Below are 25,876 nucleotides of genomic sequence, written 5' to 3'. Positions count from 1 at the left end.
CCGAAAATGATCACGAAACGGCAAACGGCGGCCCGGAGTGCTCCGGGCCGCCGTCGGCGGTCGCTTCTGGGACGGGTCAGCCGAGGGAGACGGTGCCCGCCACGTCCGCGGCGAGGCGGAGCTGGTCGCCGTCGCGGAGCGGCGCGTCCACCCGCGGGGGGAGGCGCTCGCCGTTGACGAAGGTGCCGTTCGTGGAGCCCTCGTCGCGGACCCACGCGGTGCCCTGCTGGTCGAGCCAGACCGTCGAGTGCCGTCGCGAGACGTTGTCGTACGGCGTGAACGTCGCCGCGACGGGGGACTGGCCCGCATCCCGTCCGAGCACCAGGCTCTGCCCGGACGCGAGCTTCAGCTCACCGGTCGGGAACAGCACCCGCAGCGTCGGCGCGCCCTGTCCCGGCAGCGGACGCAGGCACGAGTCGCACTGCGAGGCGTTCGGGTTGCTCACCACCGCCTCGCAGTAGGGGCACATCAGCCCGGTGCTGTCGGGACGGCGTCCGCCGCCCTGGCCGTCCGGCGGCAGGAGCGTCTGCTCCCGTCCGTGCGGGTGCATCGGCTGCCCGCCGGGGCCGCCCTGCTGGCCGTAGCCCTGCTGCGGCGAGCCCCACGGGTCCTGCTGGGCGGGAGGCGGGGGCGCGCCCCACGGGTCCTGCTGCTGCGGGGCGGGAGGCTGCCCGTAGTCGGGCTGCCCGCCGTGCTGGGGCTGGCCGTAGTCCGGCGGTCCGCCGTGCTGCGGCGGCTGGCCGAAGCCGGGCTGGCCGCCCTGCTGGGGCGGCTGACCGAAGTCCGCCTGGCCGCCGTACTGCGGCTGCTGGCCGTAGTCGGGCTGGCCACCGTGCTGGGGCTGGCCGTAGTCCGGCTGCCCGCCCTGCTGCTGCGGGGGCTGCCCGTAGTCCGGCTGCCCGCCCTGCTGCTGCGGGGGCTGCCCGTAGTCCGGCTGGCCACCGTGCTGCTGGGGCGGCTGGCCGTAGTCGGGCTGTCCGCCGTGCTGCTGCGCGGGAGGCTGCCCGTAGTCGGACTGACCGCCGCCGCCGTGCTGCTGCGGGGGCTGGCCGAAGCCGCCCTGCTGCTGCGGGGGACCCCACGGGTCCGCCGCCTGCTGGGGCGGGCCCCACGGGTCCGGCTGCTGGGGCTGCTGCTGCGGGGGCTGCCCGTAGTCCGGCTGGCCGCCCTGCTGCTGGTACGGGGGCTGCCCGCCCTGCTGCGGGGGCTGGCCGTAGCCGCCCTGCTGGCCGTACGGCGGGGGACCGCCGTGCTGGCCGCCGCCCTGTTGGCCGGGCGGTGCGGGCGGTGAGGTTCGTGGCGGGGCCTGGTCGCCGTAGCCGGGGCCGCCGGCGGGCTGGTGCTGGTGCTGGTGCGGCTGCTGGGCGCCCGGACGGGCCAGGTTCGCGCCGCAGCTCAGGCAGAGCAGATCGCCAGGCTGTACGGATTCATTGCAGTATGGGCAGTTCATGGTCTCCATGACACGTCCCCCGCGTGCACTCCGGCCTGTTCCAGCGTCGATGTGAGGTGATCGAGGTCACCCCGTCGCGGGATCCCGATGTAGTACACCCGCCTTCCCTCCGGCCCCTCGTCCACGGACACCTGCATGCGGGGCGTGTCGTCCCGGTTCGATACCTTCCCGGCCGCCTCGGCGTAGCGCCGTCGCCCGAGATCGGACAGCGGCACGACACGTTGGTTGGCCGACCCCCTCCAGAGTAGGGACCCTTCGGAGGAGTGTCGCCCCTCCGGATTGAGCCGGTCGACGTACGGCCCCGTGATGACGGCGTCGCACCTGTTCAGGATCTCGCGGGCCGCGGGTGAGCGCGAGAGCCGTGTGTAGACATATCCGCTGAAAACGAGAATGTCCAACGGAATGCTCTCACGGCCGGCCTCCGCCTGCCAGGCGCGTACCCCGGACACCAGCTCCAGCACGGCGTCCGGCTGTTGGAACGGTTCACCGCCCGAGATCGTGATGCCGTCCAGGGGCGTGGGCAGCGACCGCAGCCAGCCGAGCAGGGCCTCCACCGGGACGGCCTTCCCCGGGTCGGCGTCCCAGGTGTCGCGGGACAGGCAGCCCGGGCAGTGCAGCGTGCACCCCTGCGTCCAGATGCCCGCCCGCGTCCCGGGGCCGAGCGTCGTCACCGGATAGTGCGCCTTGGCCAGCAGGAGATCGGTCACACTCGTCCCCTCGTCCCGTCGGGCCCGCGCCGCCCGTCACGGCCGGGCGCGGGGTGCGGGGGCCTCACGCGAGGTCCACGTGGACGATGCTGCCCTCGCGGCGGACGGCGGTCACGGTGATCTTGTCGTCCGGGGTGAGCTCGCGGTCGAACAGCGCGCGCGCCAGCGGGTTCACGAAGTACGACTCGAGCGCCATCCCGATGCCGCGGCCCCCCTTGTCCAGCTCGGACGTGCACCACTCGCGCAGCGTCCCGAGCGGCTCGCCCTTCACCGACAGGATCAGACGGTGCTCGTCGGTCACGCGGCGGCAGATGTTGGCGAACTGGAGGTCGAAGATCCGGTCCGCGGCCTCCGGGCCGATGAAGTCGAACACCACGATGTTGTCACCGAACCGGTTGAGCAGCTCCGGCCGGTTCAGCACCTCGGTGAAGTGGTCGGCGACCGCGCCCTTGATGCGCTGCTCGACGTCCTCGTACGGCATGCCGGGGATCACGTTGCGGACCCGCGCGGACGAGCCGCTCCCCGTCGGGTCGTGCGCCGGGACGAACATCCCCAGGTTCGAGGTGAAGATCAGGATCGCCTCGGAGAAGTGGACGGTGTTGCCGCGCCCGTCGGTGAGCCGGCCGTCCTCGAGGATCTGCAGGAACTTGTCCAGGATCCGCGGGTGCGCCTTCTCGATCTCGTCGAACAGGATCACCCGGAACGGGTCCTCCCGGACGGCGTTGGTGAGCTCCCCGCCCGCCTCGTGCCCGACGTAGCCGGGCGGCGAGCCGATCAGCCGGTCCCCGGAGCCCTCGCCGGAGAACTCGCTCATGTCGAACCGCAGGTAGGCCGACTCGTCCCCGAACACCAGCTCGGTGATCGACTTGGCCAGCTCGGTCTTGCCGACGCCGGTCGGACCGGCGAAGAACAGCACGCCGCGCGGCCGCGACCCGGACCGGGTCGCCTGCGCGCCGGACAGGCCGAGGACCGCGCGCTTCAGGATGTCCAGCGTCTTGGTGACCGCCTGCGGCTGCCCGATCACCCGCTCCGGGACGCGCCGCTCGCCCTCCAGGACGCGGCGGCGCAGATGGCCGCGGCTCCACGGGTTGTCGAGCACGCCGAGCTTGTAGGTGCGGACGGCGTCCGGCAGGTCGGCGAGCGAGACGTTCCGCTCCTTCGCCAGCCGGGTCACCTCGATCATCGACTGGAGGGTCAGGCCGTCCGCCTGCTCGGCGAACGCGTCGCACGCCTGCGCCGCCGTCTCGTCCGCGCCGACGTCGGACACCCCGAACGCGCGGGCCAGCAGCCGCGCGGTCTCCTGCCGGTCGCCGAGGTGCGGGCGCGGGATCGTGATCTCGCGCACGTTCTCGTTCTCGGCGGTCAGCCACGGCGGCAGGTCGCCGGGCCGGTCCACGAGCCACAGCACCGGGTTGTACAGCGGCTTCGGACGCTGGCCCCCCGCGACCCGCACCGGACGCGCCGTCCGGGACAGCCGGGCGCAGAACCGGAAGAAGTCGCGCTCGGCGGGCTCCAGGTCGGTCGGCGTCCGCGCGATCCGGGACGCCGAGTCGATCACGAACGCGGCCCGGACGTCCTCGGCCGGGCGCGCGACCGCCGCCAGATGCCGGGTCAGCGCCTCCAGGGACGGCTTGTCGTCCGGCTTGATCTTGCCGAGGAGCCGCTGCGCCTCGTCCGCCGCGGTCGGCGGGTGGATCTGGACGCCGTCCACCGCGTCGTACACGACCATGAACGAGTAGCCGCTCGACCGCAGCGAGTCCCACAGCAGGTCGCGCAGCGGCAGCAGCCGGGCCGGGGACGCGCCGTCCCCGGGGGCGAGGAAGCTGTCGTACAGGTTCCCCGACAGCACGTACTGGGAGTGGACCGCGAGGGTCGCGTCCAGCTCGCGGACGAACGGCGGCCACCCGGGCAGCCGGCCGCCGAGGGTGGGGGACTCGATGCTCACACGCGCTTCTTCCGGTAGAGGTCGTCGGGGCTCTCGTTCCGCCTCATTCTCCAGTGCGCCGTTCCCTGGCCCGGGCCTGGGCGGCCCGTGTCCCAGTCTGCCGCGCCTCGGACCGGACGGGCAGCCGCTCCACGCCCGGGGCGAGCCGCCAGGTCACGTCCGAGCCGATGCCCGCGTCCTCCAGCCGCTCGCGCGCTGCCTCGAACGCGTCGCACCACTCCTGCTCGCGCTCGACGTCCACGCGCCGGTCGTTCTCGCTCAGGACGGGCGTCGCGCGCGTCATCTTCGCGCGCAGCTTCGTGTCGCCGTCCAGCCGCATCCGGACGCTGTGGTCCGGCCAGTCGCCCTTGGACAGCACGAGCGAGCCGTTGTCGGCCGTGACCGTCTCGAAGTTCTGCCGGACGTCGTAGCCGAGGTCCTCGAACGCCTTGGTGACCTCATTCAGGACGTACTGCCGCTCCGCCTCGGCCTGCTCCCGCGCGTCCTGCTCCGCCCGCGCGCGCCGCACCCGCTCACGCCGCGTGCGGGCGTTGTCGTTCGCGCTCTGGACGCGCAGCCGCACCTCGGACAGGACCGTCTCGGCGTCCTGCGCCGAACCCGTCTCGGACAGCAGCCTCGCCGCGTCGATGACGTTCCGGCGGTCCTCCTCGGTCGCGTCGGGCAGCATCCGCGCGAGGACGCGCTCGAGCGCCTCGTCGACCTTGGCCTGGTCGGCGCGGGGATCGGGGGCGGGCTTCGGCGCGGACGTGTCGGACGTGTCGGTCGTGAGGGACTCGGCCGCGAAGATCCGCGCGCCGAGTTCCCCGGCGATCCTCCGGGAGAGCGCGGCCTCCGCCTCGTCCAGCAGGGCGTCGGTGCGCGCGCACCACGCGGTGAGCTCCTCGGACGCGTCGTCCCCGCCCGGCGCGAGCGGCGCCGGAAGGTCCTCGGCGCCCAGCTCGCGGAGCGCCTGGATCCGCGCGTTGCGCTCGACCACCTCGCGGAGCGCGCGCTCCAGGTCCCGGACCTCGGCGAGACGGCGCCCGCGCTCCTCGGCGCGGCCCGCGGCGCGGTCCGCGAGCGCCTGCGCGCCGCGTCCGGCCATCCCGCTCGCGCGGCCCAGCGCGCGGTTCATCCCCAGGGTGAGGACGACCGCCGCGTCCAGGACGATGTCGGCCTCGACGCCGCTGCTCATGATGTCCCTCCGTCGATGTTCCGCGTGTTCCGGACGGTCCGCCAGCGGTGCAGCCGGACGCCCGCCGCGACCGCGTGCGCGACCGCCACGACCGGCATCACCAGCATCCACAGCAGGCCGCCCGCCGGGGTCGCCGCGGCCAGCGCGATCAGCAGCAGCGCGAACATGATCCCGAACACGAGCGCGAACGGGACCAGGCCGCGCTTGCCCGGCGTCCCGCGCATGGCCTGCCCGACCCTGGTCATGCCGCGTCCGCTCGCCGACAGCGCGCTCGACAGCAGCGCCCACGGACCATGCGGCAGGTACTCGCCGCCCTGCGCGCGCGCGACGAACACCTCGGCCGCGCACTGCACGACCCACGCGAGGACGGCCACGAAGCCGAGCATCACGAACCATCCGGCCGGGCCGGTCTTGGTGCCGCTCCCCGCCAGCTGGGCGATGAGCCCGCTTCCGGCCAGCCAGAACAGCAGGATCGGGAACGTCCATCCGACCGCGCGCGTGACGGCCGCGTTCTTCCGCTCCAGGCGCCGCTGTTCCTGCTCGTCCCAGTGGCGGCGGAGTTCCTCCGTCCGGATCTCCTCGGCCCGCCGGTCCCGCTGCCGCGCCCCGGCCTCGGCGGCGGCCTCCGGCTGCGTCCGGATGACCGCGAGCAGGCGCAGCGGATCGTCGTCGGCCGCGCCGTCCACCAGCCACGCGAACCACGGAACGTCCTCGCCGTGGCGCCTCACGACGGCCTTCCGCAACGCGTCCGCCGTCTCCGCCGGACGCGCCGCCAGCGCGAGCAGCGTCAGCAGGACGACGGGCGGCTCGTCCGGCGGCACCTCACCGGCGACCGGTGCGTCCGCGGCCCCGGTCCCGGGCAGCCGCGCCTTCACCGCGAGCGGCAGCGCCTCCTGCGACCGCAACCACCGCGCCAGGTCGTTCCACGCCGACACGTGCGCCCGCCACTGGACGTCGACACGCGCCAGCTCGTGCGCCCCCTCGAAACCGGCCAGGACGTCCAGGAGCCGCTCGTCCCACAGGCCCTTGCCGAGCAGGCACGCCGTCCGGTGGTCGGGATGCCCCGGTTCGGCCGCGAGCGCGGCCAGCGCGGGCAGATCGTCGGGGGTGACGCGGCGTCCGAGATAGTGGGGCGGCAGCGCCGGATCGAGCCAGCGGACGAGACGCAGCAGCTTGGCGTCCGCGGACAGGCCGTCCGAGGTCAGGTACCGGTCGACCAGCTCGATGCGGCCGTCGTCGGGGATCTCCGCGAGCCAGTCCCGCAGCGCCCGCCACGCCTCCCCGGCCTCGCCCCGCCCGAACAGGTACACGGCCGCGTGGTCCCACCGCTCCACGAGCGCCGCCGCCAGCTCCCGCCGGTCGGTGAACCGCCGCCCGTCGAACGGCAACCCGGGCCCCGACGCCGGGCCCTGCTCCTCCGCCACGTCCGGCGACTCACCCGCGAGCCACGCACTGACCTGCGCGGACGACCAGCGGCGGCGCGGATCACGGGTCAGCAGGCCCCGCGCCAGGAGCCGCACCCGCGGGTCCGCCACGTCGTCCACCGGCATCGGGCGCGTCGCCAGATGGTCGACGACCACGGTCTCGCTCAACCCGCCGAACGGCCGCCGCCCGGTCGCCATCTCCCGGACGATCATCCCCAGCGACCACCAGTCCCGCGCCGGCGACACCTGCCCCGACAGCGACTCCGGCGCCGCGTACGCCAGCGTCCGCGACGACGACGCGAACACCACGCTCTGCTCCAGCACCCGGCTCAACCCGAAGTCGGTGATCGCCGTCGTCAGCGGCTCCACCTCGGTGACCAGGATGTTCTCGGGCTTCAGGTCCCGGTGCACGATCCCCGCGTCGTGCAGCGCCCGGATCCCGTCCGCGAGCTGCCCCACGACGCCCGCGATGGCCGCCGCGTCGAGCGGGCCCCGCTCCATGAACGTCCGCAGGTTCCCGTGCTCGGCGTACTCGGCGACCTCGTAGTCGCGCCCGCCCGCGCTGCCCGTCTCCAGGATCCGCACCACATGCGCCGACCCCAGCGCCGGCAGCTTCGCCCACACGTCCCGGTCCGCGTTGTAACCGCGCCGGAACACCTTCATCACCAGCTCGCGCCCGTCACCGTCCCGCACGAGCAGCAGATCCGACTCCGCCCCCTGCACCGGCAACTCCGCGACCACCGCGAACCGCCCGGCCAACCCCTCAGGCAACCGAACCAACGGCCCCCCACCACCACGCGCCTCCGGCACCTCATCACCGCGCGCCTCCGGCACTCCATCACCGCGCGCCTCCGGCACGTCCCGCCGGGTCACTCCCGGATCGCGTCGCGTTTCCCCGAACTCGGCCACCTGACGTCCGTCCCTCGCCCTCAGTGCCTGCGTCCTCGGCGTCCGCCGGAACCCGTCAGATCTTGTCCTTGATGACGTGCAGATACTCCACGCCCTTGAACCGCACCATCACGGCCTCCATCAGGATCCGGACCATCAGCAGCTCGAACAGCCAAACGAGCGGCGACGCGACGGCCATGATGACGCCCCACCCCCAGAAGTCGTCCCACGACGCGATCTTCACCCCCAGCAGCAGGAACGCGAGGCACTGCAGGCTGATCAGCAGGATCGCCAGGATGTACCAGAACTTGATCAGCTTCGGGGTGACCAGGGTGTCGAAGTTCGCGTCGAGCAGGGCGCCGAGCAGGCCCTTGCTCCGCTGCGGCGGTACCCACGCCCGCTGCGGGCCGGTTCCGGGGTCGGGGGTGGACGGGCGGGGGCCGGGGAGCGGGCCGGGCCGCTGGTAGGACGGCGGAGGCTGCGGGGGGCCGGACGGGGGTGGCGGCGGAGGGCCGTAGGGGTGGCCCGCGGCGCCCGGCGGCTGGGACTGACCGGGGTCGGATGGGTGCGTCATCGCCGTCTCCTGGAGGTGTTCCTGACCGTTGGAACGACTCTAGAGCGCGCGGGCGCGGACGGCCCGCCGACAGTGCGCCGGGTCTGTCGGCGGGGCAAGGGAAACCGCGGGGCCTAGCTCTGCGCGCAGATGTTCTGGTCGGGCTTCACACCGCCGGTGATGGAGTCGAGGGCCTTCGGCGGGAGGAGCTGGAGGCCGTTCGCGCCGAGGACGAGGCGGAGCGTCCCGGGCGGGGTGTTCGGGTCCGGCGTGAGGACGGCCGTCGGGGCGATGCGCGCGAGGCGCGTGGCCTGGCCGTCCGCTCCGGGCGCGAACGACAGGCCGGTCTGCTGCGCGGGCGCGGCCTTCTCGACCTTCTTCTGGACGTCGAACCCGCGCCTGCCCAGCTGCGTGACGATGCGCGTGACGTCCTGCGGCCTGGCCCCGGCGTCCACGACCGTGACCTTGACCTTCGCGGGCGGCTTCGGCTGTCCGGACGCCGGCGGCGCGGCGGCCCCGGACGGCCTGCCGGGGTTCGCGGGACGGCCGGACGCCTGGGGCGACGGCGGTGCGGCGGGCAGGTCGTTGTCGTGCTGGATCGCCTGGAACAGCGCCTTGGCCTGCCCCTGGTTCCACTGGACGCGGTTGGGGTCGGGCGCGTACGGCTCCACCGGGACCGTGACGAACCGGACCTGTCCGGCGCTCATGTCCTTCAGGCCGTCCGCGATCTTCTTCATCCCGCCGAGGTCGAGCTCGTCGTCGGTGGTGACCGACTTCGTCGCCGCCTGGAGGAACCGGTAGCTCTTGGCCGGGTCGGTCAGCATGGACCCCCCGGTCGCCTTGCTCACCACGGACGCCATGAACTTCTGCTGCCGCTGGATCCGCTCGAGGTCGGACCCGTCCCCGAGCGAGTAGCGGGCACGGACGTACCCGAGCGCGTCGTCGCCCTTCACGACCTGCCGCCCGGCCTTCAGGTGCAGCTCGGCGCGCGGGTCGTCCACCGGCTTGTCGAGGCAGATCTCGACGCCGTCGAGCGCGTCCACCATCCGCTTGAACCCGACGAAGTCCACCTGGACGAAGTGGTCGATGTGGATCCCGGTCAGCGACTCGAGCGTCTTCCACGTGCAGGTCGGACCGGCGTACGCGAACGCCTCGTTGATCATCCCGAAGTGCGCCGGGACGTCCGCCCCCTTGTCCCGCTTGCACGTGGGCATCCGCACCATCGAGTCACGCGGGAAGCTGATCCCCACGGCCTGGTCCCGGTTCGGCGACAGGTGCAGCAGGATCGTGGTGTCCGACCGCGCGCCGGAGATCTCCGCCGCCGACCCGTACTTCCCGTTCTCGCCCTCGCGGGTGTCCGACCCGATCAGCAGGATGTTCAGCGACTTGTTGAGCTTCGCCGGACGGTTCTCCCCGAGCCGTCCCTTCACGTGCTCCTGCCGGATGTTCCCCCGCAGGTCCTGGTACAGCCACACGGCCACGCCACCCGCGACGAGCACGACCCCGGCCATCCCGCCCGCGACCCACCGCAGGGCCCGGCGCCGCCGCACCTTCTTCCCGCCCGGACCAGCCGCCCCAAGCCCCGGAATCCCCGCAGCCTTCTCCGCCCCGGCAGCGGACGCGTCCGCACCTGCGTCAGAAGCCCCCGGTTCGGCGTCCACCCCGCCGACCGCAGCCGCCGAGGCCGCATCCGCCTCAGGACGTTCCGGAGCAGCGCCCCGCCCCATCTCCGTCCCATCGAGGACGGGCTGGTCATCGTCCTTCGGGAGGCCCTCGCGGGGATGCTCGCGTTCAGGGTCTCTGTTACTCATTCGGTCCCGTCTCCGGTCAGCACTCGGGGTCGCCCCGCCAGATTATGGGCCCAAACAGGTCAAAGCACTCCAGCCAGCCCCCTCCTCCAAGCGACCACTAAGCCCATCAACCCCCCAGAACCCATACGGGTACGGGGGGCCTGCGCCGTCGTGCATACGGGTGTCGCTTCTTGGGGCTGGGCGTTCCTGTTGCGGGCGTTCGCGCCCGGCTCGACGAGATTTGCGCCGCGTCCCCGGCGGCCGGGCGGCGCTCAGGGGGTGATCCACGCCGTTCACGGAGACGGGCGGTGCTGCGAGGGAGGCGTGCCGCTCTCGGTCAGGGGGTGAGGAGGGTTTCGACGCCAGGGGGGAGGTTGCCGGCGAGGCCCGCTTCGACGAGGAAGTTCTCGAGGGTCTCCTGGAAGGCGCGGGCGGCGTGGGTGAGGTCGACGTCCTTGCGGTGCGCCAGCGCGATGGTGCGGCGCAGGCCGTGGCCGGGGTGGACACGGCGTCCGCCGCGGGACGGGTCGTCCTCGTCGGTGATGATCAGCGGGGTGCCGTGCAGTCCCGGCCGCCCGGCCAGGACCATGCTCGGCACGACGGCGATGCCCAGCCCGGCCTCGACGAACCGGAGCACCGCGTCCATCTCGCCGCCCTCGACGGCGAACCGCGGTTCGAACCCCGCCGCGCGGCACGCGCCGATCGTGGCCTCGCGCAGGTCGTAGCCGGAGCGGAACATCACCAGCGGACGGTCCCGCAGGTCGGAGATGTGCAGGTAGGGACGGCGCGGCAGTCGGCAGCCGCGGTCGGTGAGCCGCCCGCCCGCACCGGCCTCGGCCGCACGGCCCGCCTGCTCCGCCGTGGGGGCGGGGGCGGGCTCGGTGAAGGAGGCGGGGGAGGCGACCACCAGGTCCTCGCGCAGGATCGGCGCCGTGGACAGGGGCGGGTCGCCGTGCAGCGGCAGGATGACCAGCGCCAGGTCGAGCGACCCCCGGGTCAGGTCGCGCACCAGGTCGCGCGAGCCGCCCTCCTCGACCAGCAGCTCGATGCCCGGGTAGGCGTCGTGGAAGCGGCGCAGCACGTCCCCGAGCAGGCCCGCGCACAGCGACGGCGTCGCGCCGAGCCGGACCCGCCCGCGGCGCAGCCCGGCCAGCTCCTGCACCTCGAGGCGGGCGGTGTCGACGTCGGCGAGGATCCGCTTGGCCAGCGGCAGCAGCGCCTCGCCCGCCGGGGTGAGGGTGATGTTGCCGCGCGCCCGGCTGAACAGGGACGCGCCGAGCTCGGTCTCCAGCGCGCGGATCTGCTTGGACAGCGACGGCTGGGCGACGCGCAGCAGCTCGGCCGCCTGCGTGAAGTGCCTGACCTCCGCGACCGCGACGAAGTAGGCGAGCTGCTGCAACTGCACGCTCACAGGGTAGGGGCAGCCCGTCCGCGACCCGCCGTCCGACCCGTCGGGACACACCTCGTCCCCAGATCAGCCCCCGTTCGCCGGCGAACGATCACATCGAGCGGAGGGGGCGGGGAGATGAAGCTCGGCGGCCTCACCCAGAAGATCACCACGCCGATCACCGTCCCGGTCGCGGTCGGCGTCCACGAGTGGAAGCTGCAGATCCGCACCCCGGACGGCGGGTTCTCGAGCGCCCCGATCGCGGTCCCGAAGGAGTCGGCGCCCCTCGGCCTGGACGGACTGCAGGTCCGCGTCCAGCAGGCGGGCCGGATCTCCCTCGGCAAGTACGTCCTGCCGGACAGCATCCCGCTGAAGGTGAAGACCGAGTACGCCAAGGGCGGCCTGTTCGGCGACAACTGCTACATCGGCACCGACGCCGCGCCGATCTCGCTCACCCCGAACCTGTCGAACCTGTCGCTGAAGAACATGAACGGCGCCTGGGTGATCCCCGCGAAGATCACCGACTCCGCATTCTCGGTGCCCGCCGCCACCGACTGCGGCATCCTCACCGGCGCGATGAACACCCTCGTCGGCCTGCCGAGCCCCAGCGGCGCCAACCACGCCGACATCGACGTCGTGATCCGCGTCAAGAACTACCTGTTCGGCCAGGTCACCGACGCGTTCGCCAAGGACCGCGGCATCACGGCCACCAAGGTCCTGCCCTCCCTGAAGTCCGCGAAGGTCCCGAGCAGCCCGATCGCCTCCTAAGGGGAGCTGCCGGGTCGGGGAGGTCAGCGGGCGTGGCGGCGGAGGGCCGGGAGGTCGTGGACGATCACGCTGCGCCGTCCCGTCTCGATCCATCCGTGGCGGCGCAGCGTCCGCAGGGCCTTGCTGACCGCCTCGCGGGACGCGCCGACCCACCCGGCGAGCTCCTCCTGCGTCAGGCTCAGGGTGATCTGGACGCTCGCGCCGTTCACGCCCGAGTAGGGGACGCCGAAACGGTCGGCCAGTTCGACCAGCCGCTGCGCGACGCGTCCGGTGGCGTCGAACATGCCGAACTCGACCCGGCCGCGGTCCGCCTCGCGCCACCGCTGGCACAGCATCTTCATGATGAGGAACGAGACGCGCGGGTTCGCGGCCAGGTAGGCGCGGAAGTCCGGGGTGGGGAGCGAGAGCGCCCGCGCGGGTTCCAGCGTCTTCACCGAGGCCGACCGCGGCAGCTCGTCGATCGCGGCGACCTCGCCGAGCAGCGCGCCCGGCCCCCGGACGCCCAGGACCGCCTCGCCGCCCTGCTCGCGCGTCGAGAACGCCTTGACGCGTCCGGACAGCAGCACCGCCACCCACGCGCCGTCCTCGCCCTCGTGGAACAGCATCTCTCCGCGTTCGAAGGTCCGCACACCCCCGCGGGACTCGAGGTCGGCCCGTTCGGCGGGGGTGAGCTCGGCGAGGAAGGAGCCCGGTTCCAAGACGGTCATGACTCCACGCTAAGTCGCGGGACGCCCTCGGGGGACCCACGACGGTAGAACAAATCAAGGGCGCCTTCTGTGTACTTGTACCTGTTCTCCGTGGTTTGTTCGAGCGAGGGTGGAGCGCGGCACGGTGGCCCAGTTGTCACGGTGGCCGACGGCGTTCACGGGGAACGGCGGTGGCGACGGGCGGCGGTGACGGGGGCACGCCGCCCGCCGTCATCGCCGCCCCGTCCGCCGGACGCGACCACGACGACGAGCGGCACGCCAACGACGTGGCGGCACGCCACAGGCGACCACCGCCCGAAAGCGGTGAACCGGCCGCCGGGGAGGTCCCCGGCGGCCGGTTCGCGCTGCTCATGGCGTGTTCCGCGGTCAGGTCAGGCGGACGGTGTGTCCTGGCCCTTCTTCACGATGCCGAGTTTCGAGCCCAGCCAGACGACCGGGTCGTAGCGGCGGCCGACGACGCGTTCCTTCATCGGGATCAGCGCGTTGTCGGTGATCTTGATGCCCTCGGGGCAGACCTCGGTGCAGCACTTGGTGATGTTGCAGAAGCCGAGGCCGTGGTCCTCCTGCGCGATGTTCCGCCGGTCCGCCTCGTCCGCCGGGTGCATCTCCAGCTCGGCGATCCGCATGAGGAAGCGCGGTCCGGCGAACTCGGGCTTGTTCTCCTCGTGGTCGCGGATGACGTGGCAGACGTTGTTGCACAGGAAGCACTCGATGCACTTGCGGAACTCCTGCGAGCGCTCGACGTCCACCTGCTGCATCCGGAACTCGCCCGGCTTGGTGTCGCCGGGGTCGAACGCCGGGATCTGCCGCGCCTTCTCATAGTTGAACGACACGTCCGTCACCAGGTCCCGGATGACCGGGAAGGTGCGGACGGGCGTGACCGTGACGACCTCGTCCGGCTCGAAGGTGGACATCCGGGTCATGCACAGCAGCCGCGGCATGCCGTTGATCTCCGCCGAGCAGGAGCCGCACTTGCCCGCCTTGCAGTTCCACCGGACGGCGAGGTCGGGGGCCTGCGTCGCCTGCAGCCGGTGGATGATGTCGAGGACGACCTCGCCCTCGTTCACCTCGACCGTGTAGTCGGTCAGCTCGCCGCGGCCCTCGTCGCCGCGCCACACCCGGAACCTGGCCTCGTAGCTCACTGCTCGCCCTCCTCGTCAGCCGCCGCGTCGCCGCCCGTCCCCGTGCCGCCGCCCGCCGCCGCGTCGCCGCCGGGCAGCTCGGCCGCGGTGAGGTACTTCTTCAGCTCGTCGGTCTCGAACAGGCCGATCAGGTCGCCCCGCATCGGCTCCATCGGCTGGCGGCGCAGATCCACGTGCGCGCCGGTCACCGGGGCGGACGCGTCGCCCGACAGCCGGCAGATCAGGTTCACCTTGCGCCAGTCGGCCGACATGACCGGGTAGTCGTCCCGGGTGTGGCCGCCGCGGCTCTCCTGCCGTTCGAGCGCCGCCCGCGCGACCGCCTCCGAGACCAGCAGCATGTTCCGCAGGTCCAGGGCCAGGTGCCAGCCGGGGTGGTAGCCGCGCCCGTCGCCCGCGCCGACCGCGACCGGGGTCACGCCGACCTTCGCGACGCGCGCCCGCAGCCTGTCGAGCGTCTCCAGCGCCTCGGCCAGCTCCGACTCGGTGCGGATGATCCCGACCAGGTCGTTCATCGTCTTCTGCAACTCGGCGTGGACCGCGTACGGGTTCTCGCCGTCCGGACGGCCGAACGGGGCGAGCGCCTCCGCCGACGCCGCCGCGACCTCCGCGTCCGGGACGTCCGGGCGCGTCGCCAGGCCGTCAAGGTACTCGACGGCGCCGAGCCCGGCGCGCCGTCCGAAGACCAGCAGGTCCGACAGCGAGTTGCCGCCGAGCCGGTTCGAGCCGTGCATGCCGCCCGAGCACTCGCCCGCCGCGAACAGGCCCGGCACCAGCGCCGCGCCCGTGTCCGGGTCGACCTCGATGCCGCCCATGACGTAGTGGCAGGTCGGCCCGACCTCCATCGGCTCGGCCGTGATGTCGACGTCCGCCAGCTCCTTGAACTGGTGGTACATCGACGGCAGCCGCCGCCGGATCTCCTCCGCGCCGCCGGGCATCCGGTCGACGACGGTGAGGAACACGCCGCCGTGCGGCGACCCGCGTCCGGCCTTGACCTCGGAGTTGATGGCCCGCGCGACCTCGTCGCGCGGCAGCAGCTCCGGCGGGCGCCGGTTGTTGTCCGGGTCGTCGTACCAGCGGTCACCCTCCTCCTCGGTCGTCGCGTACTTCTCGCGGAAGACCTCGGGGATGTAGTCGAACATGAACCGCTTGCCGTCGGAGTTGCGCAGCACGCCCCGGTCGCCGCGCACCGACTCGGTGACGAGCAGCCCCTTCACCGACGGCGGCCAGACCATCCCGGTCGGGTGGAACTGGACGAACTCCATGTTCAGCAGCGACGCCCCGGAGAGCAGCGCGAGCGCGTGCCCGTCGCCGGTGTACTCCCACGAGTTGGACGTCACCTTGAACGCTTTGCCGATGCCGCCGGTGGCCATCACGACCGCCGGGGCCTCGAACACCACGAACGTCCCGGACTCGCGGACGTAGGCGAACACGCCGCAGATCCGGCCCTCGCCGTCCTTGAGCAGGCGGGTCACGGTGGTCTCGGCCCAGACCTTGATCCGCGCCTCGTGGTCGCCGTGCTCGCGGTGGTCGTCCTGCTGCATCGCGACGACCTTCTGCTGCAGCGTCCGGATCATCTCCAGGCCGGTGCGGTCGCCGACGTGCGCGAGCCGGGGGTACTCGTGCCCGCCGAAGTTGCGCTGCGAGATCTTGCCGTCCTTGGTGCGGTCGAACAGCGCGCCCCACGCCTCGAGCTCCCAGACCCGGTCGGGGGCCTCTTTGGCGTGCAGCTCGGCCATCCGCCAGTTGTTGAGGAACTTCCCGCCGCGCATGGTGTCGCGGAAGTGCACCTGCCAGTTGTCGTTCGGGTTCGCGTTGCCCATGGCGGCCGCCGCGCCGCCCTCGGCCATCACCGTGTGCGCCTTGCCGAACAGCGACTTGGAGATGACGGCGACCCTCTTGCCCTGGAGCCGCGCCTCGATCGCCGCGCGCAGCCCGGCCCCGCCCGCGCCGATCACGACGACGTCGTGGGCGTGCCTCTCGATTTCGGTCATCAGGGGTTACCTCAGTTGAAGAATCGCAGGTCGGAGATGGTTCCGCTGGAGACCAGCGCCACGTAGAGATCGGCCACGACCAGCGATCCGAGCGTGATCAGCGCGTACCTGCCGTGGCTCTTGTTGATCTTCGAGACCTGCCCCCACATCCAGTACCGGACGGGGTGTTTGGAGAAGTGCTTCAACCGTCCGCCGACGATGTGCCGGCAGGAGTGGCACGACAGGGTGTAGATCCAGAGCAGGACGACGTTGGCGACCAGGACCAGCGTGCCGAGCCCGATGCCGAACCCGCCGTCCTTGCCGTGGAAGGCGCGGATCGCGTCCCAGGTGTTGATCAGCGAGATCAGGAACGCGGCCATCCAGAAGTAGCGGTGCAGGTTCTGGCCGATCAGCGGGAAGCGCCGCTCGCCGGTGTACTTGCCGTGCGGTTCGCTGACCGCGCACGCGGGCGGGGACGCCCAGAACGACCGGTAGTAGGCCTTGCGGTAGTAGTAGCAGGTCAGGCGGAACAGCAGCAGGAACGGCAGCGAGAGCGCGGCGAACGGGATCCAGCCGCGCGTCGAGGCCGGCAGGAACGTGCCGAACTCCGCGGCGTCCCCGGTGTGGCCGTTCACGGTGACGTTGCTGCAGATGTCGTTGAGGCAGGGCGAGTAGAACGGCGTCAGGTAGTGGTACTGGGGGACGTAGAACGCGGCCCCCCAGAACGCGCGGATGGTCGCGTACACCACCCAGGCCGTGAAGATCACCAGTGTGGTGACCGGATAGACGCGCCAGTCGTCCCGCCGGAGCGTGCGTTCCCTGATCTGGGCGCGCGTCTTGCCCGGCGCCTCCACTGTGCTCATCGATCGCTCTCCTGAGCTCGGGTCGGGGCGTGGTTGCTCCCCGCTGGGGTGGGTTCCCCGATCTCGCGCCTTCGGGGGATGTGACCCTACGCCACCGTCGCTCGACTGTGACACACATAACAATCACCGCAGCGTGTGACCCTGCACACATGCTTGCGCCTGCGACTTCCTTGATCCGCACGAACCTCAGCCATAACCAGCATCTATGGCCTAGGGGAATCGAGACGAGTGCGGAAAGGCATGATCATCTGACTCGGGCACTGCGCTATAGCAGTCCGAAAACAACGAAACCCCGCGACCGAAAACGGTCGCGGGGTCTCGGGGAGAGCGCGTGGTTACTTCTTCTTGCCCCCGACGGTGGCCTTGAGGAAGTCGCGGTTCAGGTTCGAGATCACGTCGAGGGGGATGCCCTTGGGGCAGGCGACGGTGCACTCGCCGGTGTTGGTGCAGCCGCCGAAGCCCTCCTCGTCGTGGGTCTCGAGCATGGAGACCACGCGGTCCCAGCGCTCGGGCTGGCCCTGGGGCATCAGGCCCAGGTGCGTGACCTTCGCGCCGAGGAACAGGGCGGCCGAGCCGTTCGGGCAGGCCGCGACGCAGGCGCCGCAGCCGATGCACTCGGCGGCCTCGAACGCGCGGTCCGCGTCCGGCTTGGGCACCGGGACGGAGTGGGCCTCGGGCGCGGTGCCGGTCGGGGCGGTGATGTAGCCGCCGGACTGGATGACGCGGTCGAACGCCGCCCGGTCCACCACCAGGTCCTTGACGACCGGGAAGGCGCTGGCCCGCCACGGCTCGACATCGATGACCTCGCCGTCCTTGAACTTGCGCATGTGGAGCTGGCAGGTGGTGGTCATCCGCTCGGGACCGTGCGGGGTGCCGTTGATCACCAGCGAGCACATGCCGCAGATGCCCTCGCGGCAGTCGTGGTCGAACGCGACGGGCTCCTCGCCCTCGGTGATCAGCCGCTCGTTGAGGACGTCGAGCATCTCCAGGAACGAGGCGTCCGGGGAGATGTCGTCGAGCGCGTACTCGACCATCCGGCCCTCGTCCTGGGGGCCCTTCTGGCGCCAGATGCGCAGCGTGAGCTTCATTACTTGTACGACCTCTGCGTCGGGTGAACGTATTCGAACTCGAGGGCTTCCTTGTGCAGGACGGGCTTGGTCTCGCCGCCGCCCCACTCCCAGGCCGCCACGTAGGAGAAGTGCTCGTCGTCGCGCTTGGCCTCGCCGTCCTCGTCCTGGGACTCGGCGCGGAAGTGGCCGCCGCAGGACTCGGTGCGGTGCAGCGCGTCGATCACCATGAGCTCGCCGAGTTCGAGGAAGTCGGCGACCCGGCCGGCCTTCTCGAGCTCCTTGTTGAGCTCTTCGCCCTTGCCGGTGACCTTGACGTTCTCCCAGAACTCCTTGCGCAGCGCCGGGATGAGCTCGAGCGCCTTGCGCAGGCCCTCGTCCGAGCGCTCCATGCCGCAGTACTCCCACATGATGTGGCCGAGCTCGCGGTGGAAGGAGTCGACGGTGCGGGTGCCGTCGATCGAGAGCAGCTTCTCGACCTGCGAGGAGACCCGCTCCTCGGCCTCGGCGATCGCGGTCTCCGAGACCTCGTCCAGGCCGGTGTGGCGGGCGAGGTAGTCGCCGAGGCCGGTCGGGAGGACGAAGTAGCCGTCGGCGAGGCCCTGCATGAGGGCGGACGCGCCGAGCCGGTTGGCGCCGTGGTCGGAGAAGTTGGCCTCGCCGACGACGAACAGGCCGGGGATGTTGGACTGGAGGTCGTAGTCGACCCACAGTCCGCCCATGGTGTAGTGCACGGCGGGGTAGATGCGCATCGGCACCTCGTACGGGTTCTCGCCCGTGATCCGCTCGTACATCTCGAAGAGGTTGCCGTACTTGGCCTCGACGGCCTTGCGGCCGAGCCGCGCGATCGCGTCGGCGAAGTCGAGGTAGACGCCCTGGCCGCCGGGGCCGACGCCGCGTCCCTCGTCGCAGACGTTCTTGGCGGCGCGGGACGCGATGTCGCGCGGCACGAGGTTGCCGAAGGACGGGTAGATGCGCTCGAGGTAGTAGTCGCGCTCGTCCTCGGGGATGTCGCCGGGGGCGCGCTCGTCCTTGCCCTTCTTCGGCACCCAGACGCGGCCGTCGTTGCGCAGCGACTCCGACATGAGCGTCAGCTTGGACTGGTGCTCGCCGGAGTAGGGGATGCAGGTCGGGTGGATCTGCGTGTAGCAGGGGTTGGCGAAGTAGGCCCCGTGCTTGTGCGCGCGCCAGGACGCGGTGACGTTGGAGCCCATGGCGTTGGTGGACAGGAAGAAGACGTTCCCGTAGCCGCCGGACGCCAGCACGACCGCGTCGGCGGTGTAGTGCTTGATCTCGCCGTTGATCAGGTCGCGGACGACGACGCCGCGGGCGCGGCCGTCCTCCATGATCAGGTCGAGCATCTCGTGCCGGGCGTGGAGCTCGACGTTGCCGGCGTCCACCTGGCGCATGAGGGCCTGGTAGGCGCCGAGCAGGAGCTGCTGCCCCGTCTGGCCGCGGGCGTAGAAGGTGCGGGAGACCTGGGTGCCGCCGAAGGAGCGGTTGTCGAGCAGGCCGCCGTACTCGCGGGCGAAGGGGACGCCCTGCGCGACGCACTGGTCGATGATCTGCGTGGAGATCTCGGCGAGGCGGTGGACGTTCGACTCGCGGGAGCGGAAGTCGCCGCCCTTCACGGTGTCGTAGAAGAGGCGGTGCACCGAGTCGCCGTCGTTGCGGTAGTTCTTGGCGGCGTTGATGCCGCCCTGCGCGGCGATGGAGTGGGCGCGGCGGGGCGAGTCCTGGAAGCAGAACTGGATGACGTGGTAGCCGGCCTCGCCGAGGGTCGCGCCGGCGGATCCGCCCGCCAGGCCCGTCCCGATGACGATGATCTTCTTCTTGCGCTTGTTGGCCGGGTTGACCAGCTTGGCCTCGAACTTGCGGGTGGTCCAGCGGTTCTCGACCGGGCCGGCCGGGGCCTGGGCGTCGGCGATCGGCTCGCCGGCCTCGTAGTAGGTGTCGGTCATGGTCAGCTCACCCATCCGAAGGTGACGGAGATCGGCACGGCGATGAAGCCGATCGTGACGACGGCGGCGAGGCCGCCGGCGAGGCCGCGCAGGGCGGTGTTGTTCCGCGGCGAGCGCAGGCCGAGGGTCTGGAAGGCGCTCCAGATGCCGTGGCGCAGGTGCAGGCCGACGAGCAGGACGGCGAGCACGTACCAGACCGTGATGTACCAGCGGGAGGCGTCGAAGTCGGCGACGACCCGGTCGTACGGGGTGGCGTCCGAGCCCTTGGGGTTGACGGCGTAGAAGGTCAGGTCCAGCAGGTGCCAGATGACGAACAGCAGGATGATGATGCCGCCGTACCGCATGGTGTGCGTGGCGTAGCCCTGCGCGTGGGACTTCTTCTTGCCGTGGTACTTCACGGGGCGGGCCGCGCGGGCGCGCCGCGCGAGGGACACCGCCGACCACATGTGCAGCAGGACGGAGACGCCGAGCACGATCTCCAGGATCGTCAGCACGGTGCGCCGGGGGACGGCGGGCTCTCCCATCGTGCGCAGCCACTCCGCGTAGTGGTCGAAGTCGCCCGCGCCGAGGAAGATCTTGAGGTTCCCGATCATGTGTGCGATCAGGAAGCCGACGAGGATCGCCCCCGTCGCCGCCATGACCGCCTTTTTGCCGACGGTCGATCTGTAGATCGCAGTACTCGCTATAGCCACAGCTCAGAACGGTAGGGCTGCCTGGGGAAAGAGCGCCAAGTCATGGTGGCACTCGTTTCGATAGCCGATGGCTATGCCCCGTGTCCGACCTGGGGTTCGTGACCGTTCGGTGACACGGAGGAGTGTCGGACTTCACACCGGTATGGGGAACTACATGTCGTAGTACATCATGCTCTACTACCTGTAGTAGATAAAAGCGCAGGTGACGTGGGTCACACGCCCGGGTCAGGCGGGACGCCGGGTCAGCGGTGGGACAGGAGCAGGACGGCGAGATCGTCGGTGAGGGCGTCGCCGTTGAGCCGCTCGACGCCCGAGACGAGGTCGTCCAGCAGGGCGCGGCCGACCAGCCCGCGCCCGGACGCGTCGCGCGCCAGGTCCACGAGGCCGTCGGTGCCGAGCCGGTCGGACGAGCCGTCCCCCGTGTAGCCCTCGATCAGGCCGTCGGTGTAGAGCATCAGGCTCCACGCCTCGCCCAGCTCGACCTCGGTCATCGGCCAGTCCGCGTCCGCGACGAAGCCGAGCGCGGGGCCGTGCGCGTAGTCGGGCAGCGCGGCGACCCGGGTGTCCGGGCCGGTGCCGGTGAACAGCAGCGGCGCGGGGTGCCCGGCCAGGTACATGCGGGCCGTCCGCCGGGACGGCGCGACCGTGACCATGCACAGGGTCGTGAACGTCTCGTCGCTGCGCCGCTCGTGCCCGAGGACGGTGTCCAGGGTGCCGAGCAGCTGCTCGCCGGTGTGCCCGGCCAGGACGAGCGTCCGCCACGCCATCCGCAGCTGGACGCCGAGCGCCGCCTCGTCCGGGCCGTGCCCGGAAACATCCGCGATCATGAGGTGGACGGCGCCGCCCTCGGTCTGCACGGTGTCGTAGAAGTCGCCGCCCAGCAGCGCCCGGTACCGTCCGGGCCGGTACCGGGTGTGGTGCGTCAGGGACGCGTCGTCGATCAGCGGGACGGGCAGCAGGCCGCGCTCCAGCCGGGCGTTCTCGGCGGCCAGCAGCCGCGCCTCGACCAGCCGCCGCTCGCTCTCGTCCGCGCGCCGCCGCTCGATCCCGTACCGGACGGCGCGGGCCAGCAGCGGGCTGTCGATCTCGCCCTTGACCAGGTAGTCCTCGGCTCCGGCGGCGACGGCCCGGACGCCGAGGCCCACGTCGTCCACGGCGGTCAGCACGATCACCGCGGCCGTCCCGGACATCGCGAGCATCCCGCGCAGGCCGGTCAGCCGGTCGTCCTCGGGGCCGGACAGGTCGACCAGGATGCACTGCGTGCGGCGGGTCACCCGGTGCCGCGCCTCGTCCACCGAGGCGGCGACGGTCAGCGCGACCTCCAGCCCGGCCTCGGAGAGCATCCGCTCGACCATCACGACGTCCGCGGGGTCGCCGAGGACGGCCAGCAGCTCGACGGTCTCGGGCTGGCCTGACGGCGACGGGACGGGACGGCGGGAAGGGCTCACGACCCGAGGGAGGCTAGCCGGTCGGCGGAGGGCGGCGCACCTCGGCGGGCCGTGTCCGCCGCCCGCGGGAGCCACGGGAAGAGTGCCGCCGCAAGGCGTCCCGCGCCGAAAAAATGAGTCGTGGCGCCGCCGTGTCGCCGCATACCTTCGCAGAGTGAAGGACCTCCCCGTACCCGAACCGGGCATTCCCGACCATCGGTCCCCGACGCGGTACCTGCTCTGGCTCGTGCGCGTCCAGCGGCGCAGCGTGACCGGCGTGGCCGTGCTGGGGACACTGTTCTTCCTCTCCCAGGCCCTGATGCCCGCCGTGATCGGACGCGCCATCGACGCGGGCGTGGCCGCCGGGGACACCGGCGCGCTGCTGCGCTGGGCGGGCGCGCTGGCCGCGCTCGGCGTCGTCCAGATGGTCTCGAGCGTCACCCGGCACCGGCTCGCCGTGTTCAACTGGCTGTCGGCCACCTACCGGACGTTCCAGCTGGTCACCCGGCAGACGACCCGGCTCGGCGCGACCCTGCCCAAGCGGCTCACCGCGGGCGAGGTGGTCAGCGTCGGGATCTCCGACGTCGCCCGGATCGGCGACGTCCTGGACATCCTCGGGCGCGGCACGGGCTCGGTCGTCGCGATCGTCGTGGTCGCGGCGCTGCTGCTCGCGACGTCCTGGCCGCTCGGGCTGGTCGTGCTGATCGGCGTCCCGCTGATCCTCGCGCTCGCCGCGCCCCTGCTGCGCCCCTACGAGCGCCGCGAGGACGCGCACCGCGAGCTGGTCAGCGAGCTGAACTCGACGGCGACGGACCTGGTCGCGGGCCTGCGCGTGCTGCGCGGCGTCGGCGGCGAGGGGCTGTTCGCGGGCCGGTACGCCCGCCGGTCCCAGGACGTCCGGCGGGCCGGGGTGCGCGTCGCGTGGGCCGAGTCGCGGATCAGCGGCGCCGAGGTGCTGCTGCCCGGCCTGCTCGTCGCGCTCGTCACCTGGCTCGGCGCGCACTTCGCCCAGGACGGGAAGATCACGATCGGCCAGCTCGTCGCGTTCTACGGTTACGCGGTCTTCCTGGTCGACCCGCTGCGGACGATCGGCGAGATGGCCCAGAAGTTCACCAAGGGCCGGGTCGCCGCCGGGCGCGTCTGCCGCCTGCTGGCGGTCGAACCCGAGATCGTCCACACCGGCACCCGCCCCGTGGACGGCCCGGCCGAGCTGGTGGACGCCGCGTCCGGGCTGGTCGTCCGGCCGGGACGGGTCACCGCCGTCGCCGCCGCCGACCCGCGCGACGCCGCCGCCCTGGCCGACCGCCTCGGCCGCTACGCCGAGGGCGACGTCACCTACGACGGCGTCCCGCTCGCCGAGGTCGCGGACGTCCGGTCCCGCGTCCTGGTCGCCGTCAACGAGGACCGCCTCTTCTCCGGCCCCCTCCTCGGCACCCTCGCCCCGCCGTCCGGCGTCGAGACGGCCGTCGAGGCGTCCGTCGAGGCGGCGGTCGACACGGCGGTCGACACGGCGGTCGACGCGGCGGCCGCGGGCGACGTGGTGGAGGCGACCGGCCTCGACGGGCACGTCGCCGAGGCCGGACGCGAGTTCTCCGGCGGGCAGCGGCAGCGGCTCCGGCTCGTCCGGGCCCTCGCCGCCGACCCCGACGTGCTCGTCCTGGTCGAGCCGACCAGCGCCGTGGACGCCCACACCGAGGCCGCGATCGCCGAGCGCCTCGGCCGCGTCCGGGCCGGGCGGACCACCGTGATCGCCACCACCAGCCCGCTCGTCCTCGACCACGCCGACCATGTCGCGTTCGTCGAGCACGGCGAGGTCGTCGCCGAGGGCACCCACCGCGGCCTGCTCGACACCGAACCCCGCTACGCCGCCGTCGTCACCCGTGGAGCGACATGAGCACCGCCATCCTGCCCGTCGCCACGCCCGCGCAGGTGCGGGCGTACGCCGTCGAGCTCGTCCGGCGGCATCCGCGCGCCCTGGCCGGGGCGCTCGCCCTGCACGCCCTCGCGGCGGTGTCCGGGCTGGTCGCGCCGCGGCTCCTCGGCGGCCTCGTCGACGGCGTCCGCGCCGGGACGGCCCACATCGACACCGTCGGCGCCGTGATCGCCGGATTCGTCATCGTCCAGGGCGTCCTGACGCGGTACGCCTACTTCGCGTCCGCGCGGCTGGGCGAGCGCGTCATGGCCGAGCTGCGCGAGGAGTTCGTCGGGCGCGTCCTGGCCCTGCCGCTGTCGCGCGTCGAGCGGGCCGGGACGGGCGACCTGGTCAGCCGCACCTCACGGGACGTGGGGGAGCTGTCCGGAGTGGTCCGGGAGGCCGTCCCGGAGATGGTCATCGGCAGCGTCACGATCGTCCTCACGCTGGTCGCGCTGGCGCTGACCGGGCCGCTCCTCACGCTGCCCGTCCTGCTCGGCCTGCCGTCCATCCTCTTCGGCATGCGCTGGTACCTGAAGCGCGCCCGCGACGGGTACCTGCGCGAGGAGGCGGCCTGGGCGGAACTGACCGACGGACTCGCCGAGACCGTCCAGGGCGCCCGGACGGTCGAGGCGTTCGGACTCCAGCGGCAGCGGCGGGCCCGCGCCGACGCCGACATCGCCCGCTCCTACTCCCGCGAGCGCTACACCCTCGGACTGCGGACCGTCCTGTTCCCCGTGCTCGAGAGCGGCTACCTGCTCCCGGTCGTCGGGACGCTCGTCGTCGGCGGGCTCCTGCACCAGCGCGGGCTCGCCTCGCTCGGCCAGGTGACCGCCGCGACCCTGTACGTCCAGCAGCTCGTCGGCCCGGTCGACATGCTGCTCACCCGCATGGACGAGGTGCAGATCGGCGGCGCGTCCCTGGCCCGGCTCCTCGGCGTCGGGAACGTCCCGTCCGACCGGGTCCCCACGTCCGCGCGGCCCGACGGGGAACGGATCAGCGTGCGCGACGTCCGGTACGCCTACCGGCCCGGACACGACGTCCTGCACGGCGTGGACCTGGCGCTGCGTCCGGGTGAGCGGCTGGCGATGGTCGGGCCGTCCGGCGCGGGCAAGTCCACCCTCGGACGCCTCGTCGCCGGGATCGACGGCCCGCGCGCCGGCGCCGTCGAGGTCGGCGACGCCGCGCCCGTCCCGCTCGTCGAGCTCCCGCTGGACGACCTGCGCGGCCACGTCGCGCTCGTCACCCAGGAGCACCACGTGTTCCGCGGGACCCTGCGCGACAACCTGGTGATGGCGAACCCCGACGCGTCCGACGAGCAGGTCCGCGCCGCGCTCGAGGCCGTCGACTGGGACGGCCCCGACCTGTCCGCGCAGGTCGGCGCGGCGGGCGAGGAGCTGTCCCCGGCCCAGGCCCAGCAGCTGGCGCTGGCCCGCCTCGTCCTCGCCGACCCGCACACCCTCGTGCTGGACGAGGCGACGTCCCTCCTCGACCCGAGGGCCGCGCGCCGCCTGGAACGCTCGCTCGCCGCCGTCCTCGCGGGCCGCACCGTGGTCGCCATCGCCCACCGCCTCCACACCGCCCACGACGCCGACCGCGTCGCCGTCGTGGAGGGCGGCCGCATCACCGAACTCGGCACCCACGAGGAACTCCTCGCCGCCAAGGGCTCCTACGCCGCCCTCTGGTCCTCCTGGCACGGCGACCGCCGACCCGCCGACCGAACCCCCTGAACCACCAACCCCGCGCGTCCGGGGACAGCGCCCGCGTGGCCGGCTGAGAGCCGTGTGGGGGTTTCGGCTGGAACGCCGTGCGCCCGGGGCCGTCAAGGCCCCGGGCGCACGGCTCGCGGGGGGTAGGCGGGGGACAGGTTGGGCCCGGCGACCGGGGGGGGGGGGGGGGGCCGCCGGGGGGGGGGGGGGGGGGGCGGGCGGGGGGGGGGGGCGGAGGGCCGTAGGGGTGGCCCGCGGCGCCCGGCGGCTGGGACTGACCGGGGTCGGATGGGTGCGTCATCGCCGTCTCCTGGAGGTGTTCCTGACCGTTGGAACGACT

19 protein-coding genes are annotated in these 25,876 nt (G+C 72.5%); 3 read left to right on the top strand and 16 right to left on the bottom strand.

The genetic code is table 11. The features are described 5' to 3' along the window. Nucleotides 1-76 precede the first annotated feature (76 nt). From EBO15_RS43835 to EBO15_RS31530, 8 genes are all read right to left on the bottom strand, one after another. Entirely contained in the window at nt 77-1,459 is a 1,383-nt protein-coding gene (locus tag EBO15_RS43835) for an FHA domain-containing protein (RefSeq protein WP_147481754.1), read from the bottom strand. Next, entirely contained in the window at nt 1,447-2,157 is a 711-nt protein-coding gene (locus EBO15_RS31560; protein ID WP_122198131.1) for a 4Fe-4S single cluster domain-containing protein, read from the bottom strand. Before EBO15_RS31560 ends, EBO15_RS43835 begins: the two co-directional genes overlap by 13 nt. A 64-nt stretch (nt 2,158-2,221) precedes the next feature. Continuing rightward, entirely contained in the window at nt 2,222-4,102 is a 1,881-nt protein-coding gene (locus EBO15_RS31555; protein WP_122198130.1) for an AAA family ATPase, read from the bottom strand. A 43-nt stretch (nt 4,103-4,145) separates the two neighbouring features. Beyond that, nucleotides 4,146-5,276 (bottom strand): response regulator receiver protein, encoded by a 1,131-nt coding sequence (locus EBO15_RS44550; protein ID WP_158628412.1) that lies wholly within the window; start codon nt 5,274-5,276, stop codon nt 4,146-4,148. After that, nucleotides 5,273-7,471 carry a serine/threonine-protein kinase gene (locus EBO15_RS31545; RefSeq protein WP_233616554.1) on the bottom strand — a complete coding sequence of 733 codons (2,199 nt, stop codon included), beginning with the start codon at nt 7,469-7,471 and terminating at the stop codon, nt 5,273-5,275. The genes EBO15_RS44550 and EBO15_RS31545 overlap by 4 nt, the downstream gene beginning before the upstream one ends. A 193-nt stretch (nt 7,472-7,664) precedes the next feature. Next, on the bottom strand, nt 7,665-8,162 hold the full coding sequence (locus tag EBO15_RS31540) for a DUF4282 domain-containing protein (RefSeq protein WP_122198128.1): 498 nt from the start codon (nt 8,160-8,162) through the stop codon (nt 7,665-7,667). Nucleotides 8,163-8,275: 113 nt separating this feature from the next. Continuing rightward, entirely contained in the window at nt 8,276-9,691 is a 1,416-nt protein-coding gene (locus EBO15_RS31535) for an LCP family protein (RefSeq protein ID WP_122198127.1), read from the bottom strand. 577 nt (nt 9,692-10,268) lie between these two features. Next, nucleotides 10,269-11,336 (bottom strand): LysR family transcriptional regulator, encoded by a 1,068-nt coding sequence (locus EBO15_RS31530; protein WP_122198144.1) that lies wholly within the window; start codon nt 11,334-11,336, stop codon nt 10,269-10,271. Between the two features lie 120 nt (nt 11,337-11,456). Between EBO15_RS31530 and EBO15_RS31525 the strand changes: the two genes are divergently transcribed. Next, nucleotides 11,457-12,086, top strand: a complete 630-nt coding sequence (locus tag EBO15_RS31525; protein ID WP_122198126.1) for a hypothetical protein — start codon at nt 11,457-11,459, stop codon at nt 12,084-12,086. A 23-nt stretch (nt 12,087-12,109) separates the two neighbouring features. Here EBO15_RS31525 and EBO15_RS31520 read toward each other — a convergent pair whose 3' ends face one another. From EBO15_RS31520 to EBO15_RS31485, 8 genes are all read right to left on the bottom strand, one after another. Further along, the gene (locus EBO15_RS31520; protein WP_122198125.1) at nt 12,110-12,793 is read right to left on the bottom strand and encodes a Crp/Fnr family transcriptional regulator; all 684 of its coding nucleotides are present in this window, start codon (nt 12,791-12,793) and stop codon (nt 12,110-12,112) included. A gap of 371 nt (nt 12,794-13,164) precedes the next feature. After that, nucleotides 13,165-13,935, bottom strand: a complete 771-nt coding sequence (locus tag EBO15_RS31515; protein ID WP_122198124.1) for a succinate dehydrogenase/fumarate reductase iron-sulfur subunit — start codon at nt 13,933-13,935, stop codon at nt 13,165-13,167. After that, a complete protein-coding gene (locus EBO15_RS31510; protein WP_122198123.1) occupies nt 13,932-15,926 on the bottom strand; it encodes a fumarate reductase/succinate dehydrogenase flavoprotein subunit in 1,995 nt (664 codons plus the stop codon). Before EBO15_RS31510 ends, EBO15_RS31515 begins: the two co-directional genes overlap by 4 nt. 11 nt (nt 15,927-15,937) lie before the next feature. After that, a complete protein-coding gene (locus EBO15_RS31505; RefSeq protein ID WP_122198122.1) occupies nt 15,938-16,768 on the bottom strand; it encodes a hypothetical protein in 831 nt (276 codons plus the stop codon). A 335-nt stretch (nt 16,769-17,103) separates the two neighbouring features. Beyond that, nucleotides 17,104-17,856 (bottom strand): succinate dehydrogenase/fumarate reductase iron-sulfur subunit, encoded by a 753-nt coding sequence (locus EBO15_RS31500; protein ID WP_122198121.1) that lies wholly within the window; start codon nt 17,854-17,856, stop codon nt 17,104-17,106. Continuing rightward, the gene (locus tag EBO15_RS31495; protein WP_122198120.1) at nt 17,856-19,796 is read right to left on the bottom strand and encodes a fumarate reductase/succinate dehydrogenase flavoprotein subunit; all 1,941 of its coding nucleotides are present in this window, start codon (nt 19,794-19,796) and stop codon (nt 17,856-17,858) included. Before EBO15_RS31495 ends, EBO15_RS31500 begins: the two co-directional genes overlap by 1 nt. A gap of 2 nt (nt 19,797-19,798) precedes the next feature. Beyond that, a complete protein-coding gene (locus EBO15_RS31490) occupies nt 19,799-20,434 on the bottom strand; it encodes a succinate dehydrogenase cytochrome b subunit (RefSeq protein ID WP_199744926.1) in 636 nt (211 codons plus the stop codon). Nucleotides 20,435-20,730: 296 nt separating this feature from the next. Beyond that, nucleotides 20,731-21,936 (bottom strand): PP2C family protein-serine/threonine phosphatase, encoded by a 1,206-nt coding sequence (locus tag EBO15_RS31485; RefSeq protein WP_233616553.1) that lies wholly within the window; start codon nt 21,934-21,936, stop codon nt 20,731-20,733. A gap of 154 nt (nt 21,937-22,090) precedes the next feature. On the opposite strand from EBO15_RS31485, the gene EBO15_RS31480 reads away from it, so the two are divergent. Together EBO15_RS31480 and EBO15_RS31475 are read left to right on the top strand one after the other, a co-directional pair. Further along, a complete protein-coding gene (locus EBO15_RS31480; protein WP_122198117.1) occupies nt 22,091-23,809 on the top strand; it encodes an ABC transporter transmembrane domain-containing protein in 1,719 nt (572 codons plus the stop codon). Next, the gene (locus tag EBO15_RS31475) at nt 23,806-25,557 is read left to right on the top strand and encodes an ABC transporter ATP-binding protein (protein WP_122198116.1); all 1,752 of its coding nucleotides are present in this window, start codon (nt 23,806-23,808) and stop codon (nt 25,555-25,557) included. The genes EBO15_RS31480 and EBO15_RS31475 overlap by 4 nt, the downstream gene beginning before the upstream one ends. Nucleotides 25,558-25,876 lie beyond the last annotated feature (319 nt).

Source organism: Actinomadura harenae (assembly GCF_003696215.1).
Taxonomy (GTDB): Bacteria; Actinomycetota; Actinomycetes; order Streptosporangiales; family Streptosporangiaceae; genus Spirillospora; species Spirillospora harenae.
Note: the sequence above shows the minus strand (reverse complement) of the source record. Positions and strands in the feature narration are given on the sequence as shown.